The sequence below is a fragment of the Actinomyces ihuae genome (genome assembly GCF_001457875.1).
In the GTDB taxonomy this organism is placed as follows: Bacteria; Actinomycetota; Actinomycetes; order Actinomycetales; family Actinomycetaceae; genus Pauljensenia; species Pauljensenia radingae_A.
In genome coordinates, this window is record NZ_CZPX01000005.1 from 328892 (window position 1) to 345294 (window position 16403).

Annotated in this window: 13 protein-coding genes; 1 reads left to right on the top strand and 12 read right to left on the bottom strand. The window is 60.3% G+C overall.

Annotated features, from left to right (window positions below; translation table 11 throughout):
• Positions 1–57: 57 nt before the first annotated feature.
• The 11 genes from BN3002_RS06120 to glmS all read right to left on the bottom strand — a co-directional run bounded on the left by BN3002_RS06120 (position 58) and on the right by glmS (position 12869).
• Positions 58–1476: a D-alanyl-D-alanine carboxypeptidase family protein gene (locus BN3002_RS06120; RefSeq protein ID WP_058237123.1), complete on the bottom strand. Its 1419-nt coding sequence runs from the start codon at positions 1474–1476 to the stop codon at positions 58–60.
• A 214-nt stretch (positions 1477–1690) separates the two neighbouring features.
• Complete coding sequence (locus tag BN3002_RS11135) at positions 1691–1837, bottom strand: hypothetical protein (protein WP_157843521.1); 147 nt, start codon at positions 1835–1837, stop codon at positions 1691–1693.
• 313 nt (positions 1838–2150) lie between these two features.
• Positions 2151–2894, bottom strand: coding sequence for a succinate dehydrogenase/fumarate reductase iron-sulfur subunit (locus tag BN3002_RS06130; protein WP_058237125.1), 744 nt, complete (start codon positions 2892–2894; stop codon positions 2151–2153).
• Positions 2891–4870: a fumarate reductase/succinate dehydrogenase flavoprotein subunit gene (locus BN3002_RS06135; RefSeq protein ID WP_058237126.1), complete on the bottom strand. Its 1980-nt coding sequence runs from the start codon at positions 4868–4870 to the stop codon at positions 2891–2893. The genes BN3002_RS06130 and BN3002_RS06135 overlap by 4 nt, the downstream gene beginning before the upstream one ends.
• A gap of 21 nt (positions 4871–4891) precedes the next feature.
• Positions 4892–5593 (bottom strand): succinate dehydrogenase cytochrome b subunit, encoded by a 702-nt coding sequence (locus BN3002_RS06140; RefSeq protein WP_058237127.1) that lies wholly within the window; start codon positions 5591–5593, stop codon positions 4892–4894.
• A 199-nt stretch (positions 5594–5792) separates the two neighbouring features.
• Complete coding sequence (gene rimI, locus BN3002_RS06145) at positions 5793–6326, bottom strand: ribosomal protein S18-alanine N-acetyltransferase (protein WP_227469332.1); 534 nt, start codon at positions 6324–6326, stop codon at positions 5793–5795.
• Positions 6327–7022 carry a tRNA (adenosine(37)-N6)-threonylcarbamoyltransferase complex dimerization subunit type 1 TsaB gene (gene tsaB / locus BN3002_RS06150; protein WP_058237128.1) on the bottom strand — a complete coding sequence of 232 codons (696 nt, stop codon included), beginning with the start codon at positions 7020–7022 and terminating at the stop codon, positions 6327–6329.
• On the bottom strand, positions 7015–7713 hold the full coding sequence (gene tsaE, locus BN3002_RS06155; RefSeq protein ID WP_058237853.1) for a tRNA (adenosine(37)-N6)-threonylcarbamoyltransferase complex ATPase subunit type 1 TsaE: 699 nt from the start codon (positions 7711–7713) through the stop codon (positions 7015–7017). The genes tsaB and tsaE overlap by 8 nt, the downstream gene beginning before the upstream one ends.
• Positions 7714–7728: 15 nt before the next feature.
• Positions 7729–9024 carry an alanine racemase gene (gene alr / locus BN3002_RS06160; RefSeq protein WP_257525521.1) on the bottom strand — a complete coding sequence of 432 codons (1296 nt, stop codon included), beginning with the start codon at positions 9022–9024 and terminating at the stop codon, positions 7729–7731.
• Positions 9025–9099: 75 nt separating this feature from the next.
• The gene (locus BN3002_RS06165) at positions 9100–10878 is read right to left on the bottom strand and encodes an NAD(P)H-hydrate epimerase (protein ID WP_257525522.1); all 1779 of its coding nucleotides are present in this window, start codon (positions 10876–10878) and stop codon (positions 9100–9102) included.
• A gap of 17 nt (positions 10879–10895) precedes the next feature.
• Positions 10896–12869 (bottom strand): glutamine--fructose-6-phosphate transaminase (isomerizing), encoded by a 1974-nt coding sequence (gene glmS, locus BN3002_RS06170; RefSeq protein ID WP_058237130.1) that lies wholly within the window; start codon positions 12867–12869, stop codon positions 10896–10898.
• Between the two features lie 308 nt (positions 12870–13177).
• Between glmS and coaA the strand changes: the two genes are divergently transcribed.
• Positions 13178–14131: a type I pantothenate kinase gene (coaA, locus tag BN3002_RS06175; protein ID WP_058237855.1), complete on the top strand. Its 954-nt coding sequence runs from the start codon at positions 13178–13180 to the stop codon at positions 14129–14131.
• Positions 14132–14662: 531 nt separating this feature from the next.
• Here coaA and glmM read toward each other — a convergent pair.
• Positions 14663–16012 (bottom strand): phosphoglucosamine mutase, encoded by a 1350-nt coding sequence (gene glmM / locus BN3002_RS06180; protein ID WP_058237131.1) that lies wholly within the window; start codon positions 16010–16012, stop codon positions 14663–14665.
• Positions 16013–16403 lie beyond the last annotated feature (391 nt).

Genomic DNA, 16403 nt, shown 5'->3' on the forward strand with positions numbered 1-16403 from the left:
CGCGCCCTGATGACGATTTTGCACACCTCAACAGTGACGAGGGTGGCCGACGAAGCTCTATTTGTCGGTGATGAAAGTGTCAATGAGCAGCCTCGTATCCGCGTATCGGTCCTCATCCGTGGCTGATCCGTAAACGAAAAGAAGATACTCGTCGGAACTATCTGCTCGATAGGCGGTGACGATGTTGAACAGGTCCGGGATTGAGCCGGTTTTGACTCCGTACACATGCGGATCGTACTGCGGCTTGTCGGGGTCCAGGAAGTAGTTCGTGTTTTTCCATTGATACTCGCCCGTGGAGGTCTGAACTGACGCTGCGGGCATTGCGACAATATCGCGGAACCACTGTTTGGTCATGAGTGCGGTCACCACGCGCGAAACGTCCCGCACAGTCGATCGGTCAACGGTGTTCAGACCTGAGGGCTCGGAGATGTGCGTATCGTTGTAGCCGTGGTCCGCTAGGAATTGCGCCAGCCCCTCGACGTAGGCAGCGAGGGCGTCCTGTGGCGCAGCCTTTTCATTATTGAGCAGGTCGCGGCCGGTTCCCACGGCTATTGCATATGCCGCGTCATTGCCTGAGGGCAGCAGCAACCCCGTGAGCAGTTCGCGCAACGTGTACTTCCCCGGCACGATTCCAGCGAGTGAGGAGTTGTCGGGCGGCATCAAAAGTGTTTCCTCATCGACACTGAGAACATCGTCGAGGGAGAGCCTACTCACGGCGTATTCAACGGTGAAGAGCTTCTGAGTACTGGCAGCACTGACGGCGCGATCAATCTGTTCGGCCGCGATCAGGTCGCCGGTTTGGGCATCCATCACCTGCCAGTTCGCAGCAGTTGTAGCCACTGCAGGGTGGTCGAACGGGTCGTGCGCGATGGGCATGTTTTCAGCCGATTGCGACTGGTTGGCTGTCACGTCGACTGCTCGCGCCGGCTCGACGTTATCGTCACCGGCCGACTGGCTCGCGGCTGCTGGCGTGTTTTCCACCTGTGCACGCAGCGCACTGATGGTGGGACTGTCCCATGCCAACGCTACCGCGACAAGGATGCTGGCCAGCAGGCAAATTCCCACGCGTGTCGTCACCGTTGCGATGGTTGCACCTGCCGAATGGGAAGTGTGCGCCGGGAAGCGTTTGTGATCCGCGTACGCACTGTCACTGCCGGTCGAATCGCTTTCTTTAGGTGAGACAGGCCGAAGGGGAAATGAACCAGGCCGTTCACAGGTCGGGTCATCCCAAGGTTGCGGCGGATAGGAGGCCGGCATCTCGGAGTCTGTGCTACCTCGGAGTTCCTCACCTCCCTCGGCACTGTCTGCGCTTGTTGTGCTGGTGATGCTGGAGGAACCGTCAGGGTCGGCAGCGCTGGTCGTACCGGCGGCGGTCTTCGTATCGGTGCGAAGTGCAAGCGGATCAGGTAAAGGGCGCCGCGCTTTCCTGCCGATGCGTGTGTGTTGGCGCCCGCCCGCTGATAGGAATATCGGCATCGCCAACACCTCCGTTCGCATGCGTCACCGGCACTGCCAATGCGTCGATTGTATTATGCGTGTTCCCTGCGGCCGCGACACCACCCGGTGACGAACCGCATCCACCCGCGCCTCAAGCCCCAGGCACAAGCCCCGAGCCCTGCCCCAGTCCAAGTCCTAGGGCCCCAAGCCCAATTACACGTCCCCCTGTTCTAGAGCCAGTCCAGTACAAATGCTAGCGTTCGTACCCATCCCGACCCAGTCGCATCTCACCCCAGTCCCGTCCCAGTCCCGTCTCAGTCCCGTCCCAGTCCCCCAGGTTCGAATTCGGCATCGACGAGGGCGACTCGACGAGGCTGATCACGATAAAAGCGCAGGTCACAAGCTTCCTGCTTCCATCACACCGATTCAAACCGCGCCGAATTCGAACCTCGGGGTACGGGAGGGTGCGGCACTGACGCAGCAGGGTTGAGTTCGGCAGCATGGTTGGACCCAGCAGCATAGTTGGGTCCGAGGTCACGCAGGCTTTGCGCGCACAGAAGGGAAAGCACAGACAGCAGCGTCAGCGTAGGTGACAGGATCGAGGGCGGCAGCATGAAGGGCGGGAGCCAAGTTTTCACTTGGCTCCCGCCCCCAACTGCAAGACTCTGGCACCTGTCGGGGCTACTGCCCCATGGGTGACAGGTCCTCGAAGTTTACAACCCCTTGAACAGTGCCTTTCCGAGCTGACGGTTCAGCGTGGAGATCACATCCAACGGGATCTGCTTCGGGCAGACAGCCGCGCACTCGCCGATGTTGGTGCAAGCGCCAAAGCCTTCAGCGTCCATCTGGTTAAGCATCGCGTTGACGCGCTTGAGGTTCTCCGGCTTACCTTGCGGCAGCAGGTTCAAGTGCGTGACCTTCGCGGAGGTGAACAACATGGCCGATGCATTCGGGCATGCAGCCACACACGCACCGCAGCCAATGCAGGCAGCAGCTTCGAACGCCTTGTCTGCATCCTGCTTCGGGATCGGCGTGGCGTGCGCATCCGGCGCAGCACCCGTGTTGACGGAAATGTAGCCGCCAGCCTGGATGATGCGGTCGAAAGCAGAACGGTTCACGACCAGGTCGCGAATAACCGGGAAACCGTTGGCACGCCACGGCTCGATGGTGATGGTGTCGCCATCGTTGAAGTGACGCATGTGCAGCTGACATGTGGTCGTCACCTCGGGTCCGTGAGCGATGCCGTTGATGACCAGGCCGCACTGACCGCAGATGCCTTCACGGCAGTCCGAGTCAAATGCAATCGGTTCTTCCCCGCGTTCGAAGAGTTCTTCGTTGAGAATGTCGAGCATTTCGAGGAATGAGGATTCCTCGGATACTCCGCGGACTTCGTACTCGTGCATGGCACCGGGGTCCTCGGGCCCGTTTTGGCGCCAGATTCTTAATGTCAGGTTCACTTGTAGCTCCGCTGTTTCAGCTCGATGTTGTTGTAGATCAGATCTTCCTTGTGCAGGATTGGGGGCTGCCCCTCACCGGTCCACTCCCAAGCGGCGACGTACAGGAACTTGTCGTCGTGACGAAGTGCCTCGCCCTCGGGTGTCTGGGACTCTGCGCGGAAGTGGCCGCCACACGATTCCTCGCGGTGCAACGCATCCACGCACATGAGCTCGCCCAGCTCCATGAAGTCAGCGACGCGACCGGCGCGCTCCAGGGACTGGTTGAGTTCTCCGACTGACCGTCCGGGCACACGCACGTTTGCCCAGAAGTCCTGGCGCAACTTACGGATCATATCGATCGCCTTGCGCAGGCCTTCCTCGGTACGCTCCATGCCGCAGTATTCCCACATGATGTGGCCGAGTTCCTTGTGGAAGGAGTCCACCGAGCGGTTGCCTCCCACTGCCATCAGGCGATCGATCTTGTCCTGTGCTTCCTTCATCGCTGCCACAACGTCCGGGCTGGCCTCGTCAAGCTTCGGCAGGCCGAAAGCGTGCGCCAGGTAGTCGTTGATGGTGTTGGGCAGAACGAAGTAGCCATCTGACAAGCCCTGCATCAGTGCCGATGCACCCAGTCGGTTAGCACCGTGGTCGGAGAAGTTCGCTTCACCTGCCACGTACAGACCATCGAGGTTCGACTCGAGGTCGTAGTCAACCCACAGGCCGCCCATGGTGTAGTGCACTGCCGGGTAAATACGCATCGGAACGTCGTACGGGTTGTCACCGGTGATGCGCTCGTACATGTCGAACAGGTTGCCGTACTTGGCGCTGACGGCTTCGCGCCCCATACGCTCGATGGCTTCTGAAAAGTCCAGGTACACGCCACGGGCCACGCCTTGAATCTCAGGTCCGACACCGCGACCTTCGTCGCACATGTTCTTCGCCTGGCGCGACGCGATATCGCGGGGAACGAGGTTACCGAATGAGGGGTAGATGCGTTCGAGGTAGTAGTCGCGATCTTCCTCCGGAATCTCGCGAGGATCCTTCTTGCAGTCTTCCTTCTTTTTCGGCACCCAGATGCGACCGTCGTTTCGCAGGGATTCACTCATCAGTGTCAGCTTGGATTGCTGATCGCCATGCTGAGGAATACAGGTCGGGTGGATCTGCGTGAAGCACGGGTTCGCGAAGTATGCGCCCTTACGGTGTGCACGCCAGATGGCGGTTGCATTGCAGCCCATTGCGTTGGTTGACAGGAAGAACACGTTGCCATATCCGCCGGTCGCCAACACGACTGCGTCAGCCACGTACGGTTCCAGCTCGCCGGTGGTCATATCGCGAGCGACGATGCCGCGAGCCTTGCCGTCAGAGACGATCAGTTCGACCATTTCATGACGTGAGTGCTCGATGACGGTTCCTGCCGCAACCTGACGCTCCAGCGCCTGGTAGGCACCGATCAGCAGCTGCTGACCTGTCTGGCCACGTGCGTAGAACGTACGGGATACCTGCACACCACCGAAGGAGCGGTTGTCCAGAAGACCGCCGTACTCGCGTGCGAACGGCACGCCCTGCGCGACACACTGGTCAATGATGTTGGCGCTGACTTCTGCCAGTCGATACACGTTTGTTTCACGGGCGCGGTAGTCACCACCCTTGACCGTGTCGTAGAAGAGCCGGTAAACCGAGTCGTTGTCGTTGCGGTAGTTCTTTGCCGCGTTGATGCCACCCTGAGCAGCAATGGAGTGTGCTCGACGGGCGGAATCCTGATAGAAGAACACGTCGACGTGGTAGCCCATTTCGCCCAGCGACGCGGCAGCGGCGCCGCCCGCCAGACCGGTTCCCACGATGATGACGTGGAGTTTGCGTCGGTTTGCAGGGTTGACGAGGGCTGCGGAGAATTTCCGCTGCTCCCAGCATTGTGACAAGGGCACGTCCAGAGGCGCTTTCGTGTCGGCAATGGCGTCGCCCTCGCGATACAAGCCTGCTATTAATGTCTCACTCATTTTGTATCTGTGCCTTACCTACTAGGAGATCATGCCAACCGCGATGGCAACCGGAGGAGCCATGAACATGACAAAGATGAGGCCGCCAATGAGCCCTGACAGAATCACCATGACTTTGCGGGTGTTGGAGCGCACCCACCCCAGGGTTTGAAATGCCGACCAGAAGCCGTGGCTGACGTGCAGGCAGGCAGCGCCTACGAACACGACATACACCAATACCATCAACGGATTCTGGAAGGTCGCAACCATTCGCTCATAAGGCGTGCTCTCGAGGGCGAAGCCGGTGCGCACCACACCCATCGTGAAATGCAGGATGTGGAAGACGATGCCGATCAGCAGCAATACTGCCGTCACGCGCATGGTGCGTGCCGCATACGCAACTGCCGCGTCTTTCTTGACGACGTAGCGTGTGGGGCGTGCTCGGCGTGAACGCAGCCAGACGTGAGCGGCGGATGCAACGTGAATGACCAGGAAGAGGATCATTGCAGCGCGGAATACCCAGATAAATCCGCCGTAAGGGAAGATTGGAACGAACGCTTCACCCTTCAGCCAGTGGGCGTAGTGATCGTACGCCTCTTGACCGAGGAACATTTTCAGGTTGCCGTACGAGTGGAACAGCAAGAATATTACGAAGACCAGACCGGAGACCGCCATCAGTTGTTTCATGAACACTGACGTGGTCCACGCATGTCGCTTCTTCGTCACAACAGTTTTCGTGGCCATGGCTTTAGCCTATCGACCTGACACGGCCATCACGCCCAAACCGCCACCCATTTTTCCGCCCTTCCTACCTTGAGGAGGACGTTTTTGGCTTATTTTCGCGCCTGCGTCGCCTCGCGCTACCGGCCGTTTCCGCGTTGTCACCACAGCAGCGACCGTGTGGCGCCCACTGCGAACCACGCAATTAGGCAACCCATAACTTTCAAATATGACGGAAGTCCCGGTTAGCGGCGAGTGCGCGCATCGTGATGGCATCTTCGAGCGGGTGATGGAAGTAGCGAGGGACTCGTCCCATTGCATCGAACCCTGCATTCTCATAAAGGCGCTGGGCAGCGACGTTCGACGAACGTACTTCCAGGAAAATTCGTTCAGCACCAGCCGACCAGGCGCCCTCCATGAGCCGATTGAGCAGTTCGCGCCCAATCCCTCGGCCGCGCCACGCGCGGGTCACACCGATCGTCATGATGTCGGCGTCAGGACCAATCCGCACTCCGCCGTATCCCACGGGTTCCGCCGCAGACTTCTCAGATCCGCCAGCCTGAGCGAGCAGGTACAACCGTCCGGGTGCACGCAGTTCCTGTTCGATCATGGTGCTGGTCCACGGGTCTTCGGCAAAAATGTCGCGTTCGAGGGTTTCCATGATGGCAGCGTCGCCCTCGCCCATGGGTCGAAAATTGACGAGGGGGACCTGCTCACTGGTGTCGTGCGCGGGCGCACTGTCAGGCGAATTGGCCATTTACATGCGTTCGGGACGCTGTCCGTGGATGTCGGGGCGGCGCAGGTACAGGGGTTGCGTGTCCAGTGTGTCCTCTAAGCCGCGTTCGAGGCGGGAGCGGACAATTCGGCTGGCCACGGACACATCGAAGGGAGTCACAGGCACTGTCTGGACGGCTGAAAGAGCTTCCTCAGCGAAAGACGGAAGTGTTCCGGTGGTCACCAGCATGGAGGCGCTGGCCTGCAGTTCGTTCGCCAACGTGCGCACTGGCCCCACCGTCGGCTCGGTGATGGTGGCTACATCGTCGGGACCTTGAGCTTCGTACTGTGCCCAGTACATTTCATGACGGCGAGCATCCGTCGCCACGATCACACGCTGATCTGGTGGCAAAAGGTCCAGGCCGGCTCGGGCAATCATGTCCAGGGAGCACACGCCGTACAGCGGGATGCCGGCTGCGCGCGCAATGGTGCGTGCACTGACCAAGCCGGCTCGCAAACCTGTGAAGGGTGCCGGACCGGTTCCCACGATAGCGGCATCGATATCGTCCGAGTTCAAAGGCCCTTCGATACCTGCTTCGGCCAGCACCTGGTGGATGAGTGGCGCAATGGATTCGGCATGGTGGCGAGCAGAGTCATTGGAGGCATACAGCGTTGGTTCACCCTCGCGGACAAGCGCGATGGTGGTAGCGCCGGAGGTGTCAATACAAAGGTCAGTCACGGTGGGATCCTACTTCGTCGTGTAAGTCAGTGGTGGGCGCGTCCAGTCCTGCGAGCGCCCGAGCCTTTTCATCCAGGTCATCGAGTACGCCAGCCCAGCGGGTTCCATGCAAAATGAAGGTCAGCGTGCGTTCGCCACTGTCGATATCTTCCAGATTGATCACGTCGTGATGCGTCTGAGCGTCGGCGTGGATATCTGCCTCACCGGCCTGGCCGCCGGCGTGAGCGTCTGTGTGACGGCCTAAGTGAGCATCTGTGCCCTCATCGTCACCGCCGGCAGCGGTTCCTTCGGCGCGTTCGATCACGATTTCCAGCCGATCATCCGACAACTGCTCGGTCTTGCCTTCGCCCCACTCGATAACCGTGACCGTGTCGTACGCAGTGGAGTCCAAGTCTACGGTTTCCAGATCATCCAGGTCGGTGATGCGGTAGGCATCAGCATGGACGAGGGCGAGCCCGCCCTCGTCCAACGGCGGGTGGATACGGCTGACGGTAAATGTCGGAGACGTGACGTGGCCACGCACATTCAGTCCCTGCCCAATCCCCTGCGTCAGCGTGGTTTTTCCCGCACCCAATGGGCCGTTGAGCATGATGACGTCGCCTGCGCGCAGTGTGCTGGCCAACGCTTTGCCAATGGCTCGCGTATGGTCGGCGCTGGTGACGTGAATTGTCGATTCCTGAATCTGAGTCATCTCCACGATCTTTCGTTACGGGCGTGCAGTGGCCGGGATATACACGCGGGGTACACGCGGCCCGATACGCGTCACGATTTCATAGTTGATGGTGTCTGCAACCTGAGCCCACTCGTCGGCAAGTGGAACGTCCGGCGTGTCGGGGTCATCCGGGTTTCCAAACAGAATGACTCGACTGCCAACCGGTGCGGGTGGCTCATGGTATTGGCCAAGATCGGGTCCTTGTTCGCCAGGCTGGGCGTTTTCAGCGTCGCTCACCGGTCCAAGGTCGATCATGAACTGGTCCATGCAGATCCGGCCGACCGCGTGGGTACGGATGGTGCCCGTCGGGGTGATCACGCTGACTGGCCCCGCATTCGAAGCTGCGCGAGGTACTCCATCGCCGTAGCCGATCGGCACTAAACCGAGCCATCGTGGCCCAGGTGTTGTCCATGTACCTCCATAGGAGACGGCCTGATCCCCCTCGACAATCTTGATCATCTCGAGGTTTGCTTCCAGGCGCATGGCAGGCCTGAAGTGGAGGTCGCGAGCGGTGCGCTGAGCGGGGTTGGGGCTCAGACCATACAGGCCGATACCGTCGCGCACCATGTCGAAGCATGCGCGTTCATGCCACAGGATCGCGGAGGTTGCACCGACGTGGCGGATACGTGGGCGGATCCCGGCGTCGGCCAGAATCTCCAGGCCGGCGTCGAAGCGGTCCAGCTGAGTGGCAGTGGCGCTCAGTCCTTCCGGGGAGTCTTCATCGGCGCGAGCCAGATGTGTCCAGGCTGCAACGACATCAACCGTCTGGTCCTGGACACTCATCGCCAATGCTGACGCCAGGGCCGGCAGCGTTGACAGGGTGGCTCCGGCTCGGGACATTCCGGTGTCGATCTTGACGTGGACGCGTGCAGTCTTGCCGGCCTCCCGGGCACTGGCTGCCAGACGGGCGAGTGTGGACACTACCGACACGGACACGTCAATGTCATCATCTATCGCGCCGCGCCACGTGGTGTCGCTGGGGCCGAGCCACGTCAGAATATGGACGTCGTCGCGCGAGTATCCTGCCCGGTCGAGGACGGCTCGCACGCGCCGCGCCTCTGCCAGCTGGGCTGCGCCAAACCAGGTGAATCCAACGCGGGCTGCTGCCAATGTGACCTGAGCGAGCCCGTGCCCGTAGGCATCTGCCTTCACGATCGCCATGTGTTGACACGTGGGACCATCCTGGCGCAAAACGGCAGCGTTATGCTCGATGGCACCCAGGTCGATGACAGCGCGGGAGGGGTACTCTTCCACTGCGATGGAGTCACATTCACCGACTGATTCGTTCAACAACACGCCTTTAGTATTGCACTGCTGGTCGCCGGTACATATTCACGCGACTGTGCGCTGCGTTATAAGAGCTGTTCACGAGGCCGTCGGCCGTTGCAGTACAGTGCCGACGAGAGGGCTGATTGCCGCAGCAATGTCGGCTGCACCGATTGGATGTCCCCCACTGAATGTGCTGATCACCCCATGGTGTGCGCGGTCCTGGCCGATCGGTCTGCTCGGGTTCTTGGCCTCGCGGAGTTCTGCGGCGTCCTCGGCATCGCTGCGCGTGTCGGATGGACTAGTACGCGTGCTGCGCGCACCGCTTGCTTGGATCCCTGCCTGCGCGTGCAGCCACACCGCAGCGCCCACTGCTCCTACGCGGCGAGCCGCTGTATCGACCGCACACTGGGGAGTAGCCAGCACTGCGCCGATCACGCCAGCCAGAACATCTCCTGAGCCGGCCACACCGGTCCAGCCACACGATTCAGCGTTGACCACAAGCAGCGGTAGACCGCCCTCGTCAATCGCACAGATTACCGTTGTTGCGCCTTTGAGAACGACGGTCGCCCCACTCGCGCGCGCCAGCTCAGCTGCCCAATGAGCAGGGCAGGAGTCGATGTCAGTACGGCTGGGCGAACGGTCAGTCAGTGCATCAAGCAATGTCGCTGCCTCCCCCGCATGGGGAGTGAGCACTGCTGAGGACATGTCACATGTCTCACTCAGCTCCACCACCAGAGGTAATGCTGACGCGTCAATGACCGTCGGCAGGTGCTGGTTCAGCGTGTCAATGATGACATCTCGGGCATGGCTCAAGCGCTCGTCATCGATTCCGCATCCGACAACAACTGACTGCGCGCATCCGGTGCCGCACACGATGTCGGGAAACCTCATCAGGGCAAGGGTACGCACCGAGGCGGTCGAATCAAGGCGAATCATCCCAACACCCACGCCATGTGCGCCGCTGACGGCGAGCACTCCGGCCCCCGGGTAGGTTTCGGATCCGCTGCAGATGCTCACAACACCGCGTGTGTACTTGTGATCGAGGCGGCCAGGGGCGCGCATGCATCTTCGAGCATCCGCACATGTCAGCACACGCACCGTCGCGTGTGGTCGGGCATCGAATTCGCCTTGAGTGTACTCGTCAGGCCGAGCAGCCCTATCGGCTTGCGGAAGGTCCCCAGCAAGTCCCCTGCCGCCACTGTCAGCTTGTTCCAGATCAGCGGCAAGGCCCAGATCCACCACGTCAATACTTCCTGCGCGGTAGCACGCAGGAGGCAGTACCAGTGGAGTCTTCAGCGCACCCATCGTGACAGTTCGCGTCGCATGAACTGCATGGGTCGGACACGCTCCATCAGCGCTCCCCACCCCTGTTGGCACATCCACCGCCACGACGAGCGCACCAGTTTTCTGCGCCTGTTCATTGACGGCGTCCACGAGTCGAGCGAGCGGTTCGCGCAACGCACCCTTCAGTCCCGTTCCGCACAACCCGTCGATCCAGATGTCGGTTGGCGGTAGATCCGCGCATAGGTCCCCCTCGTCCATCGATGCGGAAATTATGCGCGCACCGGCCTGGCGTGCTGCTTCAAGGGCACGAGAGTGTGGGTGGTCCGATATGACGAGGGCGACCGCCGCGCCAACGCTTTCTGACAAGGCCACATAAGACAGGGCATACAGGGCATCTCCACCGTTGTCTCCGCCGCCAACCAACGCTGTGACCCGCACCGTTGCCCCGTCAGCCGGACACATCTCCAGCACTGCATCAGCCACGCCGCGAGCTGCCTTGCGCATGAGCCGGTCGGGGTCATCCTCGCGGCAGGCACGATCCACATGCACCGCTTCAGCTTCGCGCACAACCTCAGGTGTATAGGCTGTCACGTCATCAGCGTCATGCATCATTCAACGGTCACTGACTTGGCCAGGTTGCGCGGCTGATCGACATCCAGCCCCTTCGCGCCTGCCAGTTCACAGGCCAAAATCTGGAGTGGGATCACCGTCAGAAGTGGTGCGTACAACGTGGGAGCGGGCGGGATCCGGAAGATCACATCTGCACATTCGTCAGCCGAATGGTCATCTTGCTCGGCCACCACCAATGTCCGAGCGCCGCGAGCGCGCACCTCCTGAATATTGGAGACCACTTTGCGGTGCAGTTCGGGGCGGCGAGGCGTGGGCAGAACCACCACCACGATCTGCCCATCTTCAATCAGTGAAATCGGGCCATGTTTGAGCTCGCCGGCGGCGAACCCTTCGGCGTGGATGTAGCACAGTTCCTTCAGTTTCAGCGCACCTTCAAGGGCGGTGGGGAAACCGACGTGGCGGCCCAGATAGATCATCGATTCGACATCGGTCAACGAACGCGCAACGTCGCGAATCTGGTCCCAGCCGCTGATGATCGTGCTGATTTTCGAGGGAATCGCAAAGAGCTTGTCCATGTAATCTGCGATTTCATCGGGGTACTTGTTGCCGCGCACCTGCGCCAGATACAGCCCCAAAATATACGTCGCTGCGATCTGCGCGGTGTACGCCTTCGTGGAGGCAACCGCGATCTCCGGGCCGGCATGTGTCAGCAGCACAGCGTCTGATTCACGAGAAATCGTGGAGCCAGGCGTGTTGACCAGTGCGATCACGCGGGCGCCCTGCTCGCGGGCGTGACGAATCGCCATGATGGTATCCATCGTTTCCCCCGACTGAGAAATGGCGACAACAAGCGTCTTTTCGGACACAACCGGGTCGCGATAACGGAACTCGTGAGCCAGCTCGACTTCCACGGGGATGCGGCACCAATGTTCGATCGCATATCGCGCCACCTGCCCGGCGTGAGCGGCACTGCCACAGGCAACAATGATCATCTTGTCCACGCTGCGCAGTACGCTTTCCGGAATGCGCAGTTCGTCCAACGACAGTTTGCCTGAGGCATCCATCCGCCCGGCCAGTGTCTGCTCAACCGCTCCGGGTTCTTCATGGATTTCCTTTTCCATGAACGTGCCAAAACCTTCTTTTGTCACCGGTCGACGCGAGTAGTCACCTTCCAGCTTCTTCGGCTCGGTAACAGCGCCATCCTGGTCAATAATCGTCACGTGCTGCGCGGTGACAAGGGCGAGCTGGTCCTGCCCCACTTCGATGACATCAGTAGTGAATTCGCTGAAAGCAAGCACGTCGGAGCCGAGGAAGTTCTCCCCTTCACCGAGTCCGATCACCAGAGGCGATGAGCGTCGTGCCGCCACGATCACGCCCGGTGCATCATCACAGATCGCCAGCAGAGTGAACGTGCCGCTGATCTGCTCAGTTGCCGCGCGCATGGCGCCCACGAGGCGTTGCGCACCATCGCGTTGTTCTGCCGGTACGCCTGTCAGATCTTCCGACCAGCGCGGCGCGGTGGATGTGGTTGCCACGCGGTCAGCCGAGGTGCCGACACCTCCCTCGTCAATGGGCAATCCGGAGTACAGACGCCCGATGAGGTGCGCGACGACTTCGGTGTCGGTGTCGGATTCAAAGGTTTCGCCCGCTGCGGCAAGCTGCGTTCGTAATGCGTCGGCGTTTTCGATAATTCCGTTATGGACGAGGGCGACTTTCCCATCCGCGGATGTATGCGGGTGTGCGTTGGCAACGCTCGGCTGGCCATGTGTTGCCCAGCGGGTATGGCCGATCGCCTCAATAGCATCGTCGGGGCGCTGACTGTCAATCTGCGCACGCAACTGGGACAATTTTCCGACCGCGCGGATGACTGTGGGTTTGGGCCGGTCGGCCGATCCGAGTGCGACTCCAGCTGAGTCGTACCCGCGGTATTCCAGATTTGCCAGACCCTTCATGACAACGTCAAGCGGGCGCTGGGAGGGGACTTCCCCCACGTATCCAACAATTCCACACATATTAGACATTTCAACACATGCAGGGGGCGATCGGGAGTTTTTGACGCCCGTGGCGTCGACTCGCGTGCCATGAGTGGGATGCATGGCAGTGGGGATCGGCCCGCGTCGTCTTGCTCCAGCTGGCCGGCAGGCATGTGGGTGCACGACAGCAGCCAGGAGGCAAGCGGTTAAGAGCGCTTGCGAGGCACAGCCATCGAGTCCTCGCGATCGGAGCCACGCGACCAAGGCATCCAAGATTGCTCACAGACCGTCATATTCACGCCAAATCCCTGCACTGGAACGCTGTATTAGGGGACAATAGCGCCGTGATCTTTAATGACGAGTCCCCCCGAGCACAAGGCCCATTCTCATCGTTTAGCCGTGAGCACTGGAAAAAACTGGCCGCGCGCACGCCCCTGCCGCTGACCGACGAGGACATCTCACAACTGGCGTCCCTGGGCGACCCCATCGACATGAACGAGGTTGACGCCATTTACCGGCCGTTGTGCGCGCTGTTGCAGGTCTACATACAAGGACGGTATCTGCGGGCACGCGCACGGGCCGACTTCCTCGAAGAGGATGCGCCTGTGACACCTTTCGTCATCGGTATCGCTGGGTCGGTTGCGGTTGGCAAATCCACTGTTGCTCGCCTGTTGCAGCTCCTGTTGTCGCGATCACCGCACACGCCTCGGGTCGACCTGGTGGCCACAGATGGCTTCCTTTTGCCCAACGCGGTCTTGGAAGAGCGAGGAATCCTGGCACGTAAGGGATTCCCTGAATCGTACGACCGCGGAGCACTGCTGAACTTTGTCGCGTCGGTGAAGGCGGGCATTTCCCCTCTGCAGGTTCCTGTTTATTCGCATGTCACATACGATATTCGTCCCGATAAGTTCACCACGATCGAGCATCCGGAAGTCTTGATCGTTGAAGGGCTGAACGTGTTACAGCCGCCTCGTACCCATCCTGGCGGCCTCGGTTTAGCGGTATCAGACTACTTTGATTTCTCCATCTACGTGGACGCGCGTGAGGATGACATTGAGCAGTGGTACGTCGACCGATTCGCGCAGCTTCGCTCGACCTCCTTCCAACGTGAGGATTCCTTCTTCCGGACCTATGCGGGCTTGAGTGATTCTGAAGCAGAGGCCACTGCTCGGATGGTGTGGCACGCTATCAACTTGCCGAACCTGTACGAGAACATTTTGCCGACACGCGAACGCGCCACGCTGATTTTCACCAAGGGCGCCGATCACCGGGTCGAATCCCTTCATCTGCGCAAGGAATAGCACCCCTCGCTCCGGTTAGGATCTGAGCCAGTCGAGCTCTACCATCCGTACCGTCCTCCCCCAGTTCCCCAGGTTCGAACTCAACGTGCGTTCATCCACCTGTCCTTCCCCCAGGTTCGAACTCGGCACGCATTTGGCCAGGCACGGACAGATACTGCAGCTATTGATGCAGTTCAGCGCCGAGGCAAGTCACCCTCGGCAATAAGACGGGCGCCGAATTCGAACCTGGGGGACGGGGCGGGCGAGGCAGACAGGGACAGCGGTAAGAAATGAGGCTGCGCCACTGACGGCACTCAGACGCGCCCCGATGCGCAGATGGCTAGCGCGTGATGCAGCGCCCGAAGTGGCAGCGCTACGAATCTGGCACGGCTACCCCCGCACCTCCAGTTCATTACGGTCAGACGACCACCGATTCTCCAGCGCAGTTAGTCCAGCTTAGTCAGCCTAAGGCAGCAGAACCAGTGCTCTCGCTCCAGCACCGCACAACCAGCTGCTCCCCCAGGCCTGAAGACCGCTACAACTCAGGGCCGTCTACAGTGCGAGGCGATCACGCACCACATCGGCCAGGTGCTGCGCAATCCTGTCAGCCTCATCCTCACTGGCCGCTTCAACCATGACACGGACGAGCGGTTCGGTACCGGATGGGCGCATCACCACGCGACCCGTCTCCCCCAACTTCTTCTCAGCAACGGCAACCTCGTCGGCCAACGCCTGATCGTCATGGAGGCGAGCCTTGTCCACGCCGGACACGTTGATCAAAGTCTGTGGCAAGCGTTCGATCGGCGCGGTCAGATCAGCCAGATCGCGACCGCTTTCATGCACGAGGCGAGCCAGCAACATTGACGTCAAAACACCATCCCCCGTCGTGGCATGATGGCGCGCGATGACATGTCCGGACTGCTCACCACCCAACGCGAACCCGCCCTCAATCATTGCTTCGAGGACATAGCGGTCACCCACTGCCGTCTGAACAGTGGTGATACCAGCTTTCTCCATTGCAAGTTTCAGGCCAAGGTTCGACATGATGGTGACGACCAGTGTGTCGTGGTCAAGTTCGCCCGCCTCGTGCATGGCGAGGGCAAGGGCGCCCATTATCTTGTCGCCGTCAATCAAATTGCCACGGCGATCAATGGCTAGACATCTGTCAGCATCGCCATCATAGGCGACGCCGAAGTCCGCACCTGATGCAACGGTCACCGCCTGAATCTGCTCGGGATGCGTTGAACCGCAGTTATCGTTAATGTTGCGCCCGTCAGGTGATGAGTTCATGACCACGACGTCGGCGCCGGCCTCACGCAGGGCCTGTGGCCCGATGTCAGAGGCGCCGCCATTCGCGCAGTCCACTGCGATTCGCACGCCATGCAGATCAGAGCCGACAGAGGTGACGAGGTGCTCAATGTAGGAGTGCTTGGCCCAATCATCGTCGTAGTGGACCTCACCGACTGCAGCGCCTGTTGGGCGATCCCAGTCCGCGCCGAGAAGTTTCTCAATGCCGTCTTCGACCGAGTCAGCCAGTTTGAAGCCGCCCCGGGCAAAAAACTTAATGCCGTTATCCGGCATGGGATTGTGTGAGGCGGAAATCATGACGCCGAGGTCAACATTTTCTGCCGCTGTCAGATGTGCCACTGTCGGCGTGGACACCACGCCAATGCGCGTGACGTCCATACCTGATGCCGCCAAGCCAGCCGAAATTGCGTGATCGAGGAATTCGCCGGAAATACGCGTATCACGGCCAATTATCGCTCGAGGCTTGTCGCCATTTTTCTTCGGACCACCAGCAATATGCCGAGCCGCTGCTTCACCCAGTTCCAAAGCAAGCTGTGCGGTGAGCTCACCGTTGGCCAGCCCACGCACCCCATCAGTTCCAAATAGTCGCGGCATCACATTGCTCCTGTTTCGTTCTTTTCACGGGCGGCAGCTCACTTCTTGCTGGGCCACCGCACGAGCATTATCTGCACACAGCCTAATCCGTCGCGACGCGAACCTCTGGTTGATTTATAGTCCTGTTCGAGTTTGCCCGCGATATTCGAACTTTTTGCACAGTTGCTCACGAGCCATTCGGAACCAGCACGAAAGGGGTGAGACAGGCACTCTCGTGCCCACCTCACCCCTTCGGTGATGACTTTGTGCTCACTGGCTCAGCTCCGTGCCTTGCGCTACACGTTTCATCTTCAACGCTCGCACCATGCACGTGCACCGAACCAGCTCAGGTTCCTTCGGATCGCTTCACGCACCCGATTAAACGGCGACTCGCGCGGACCCCCTCGAACCC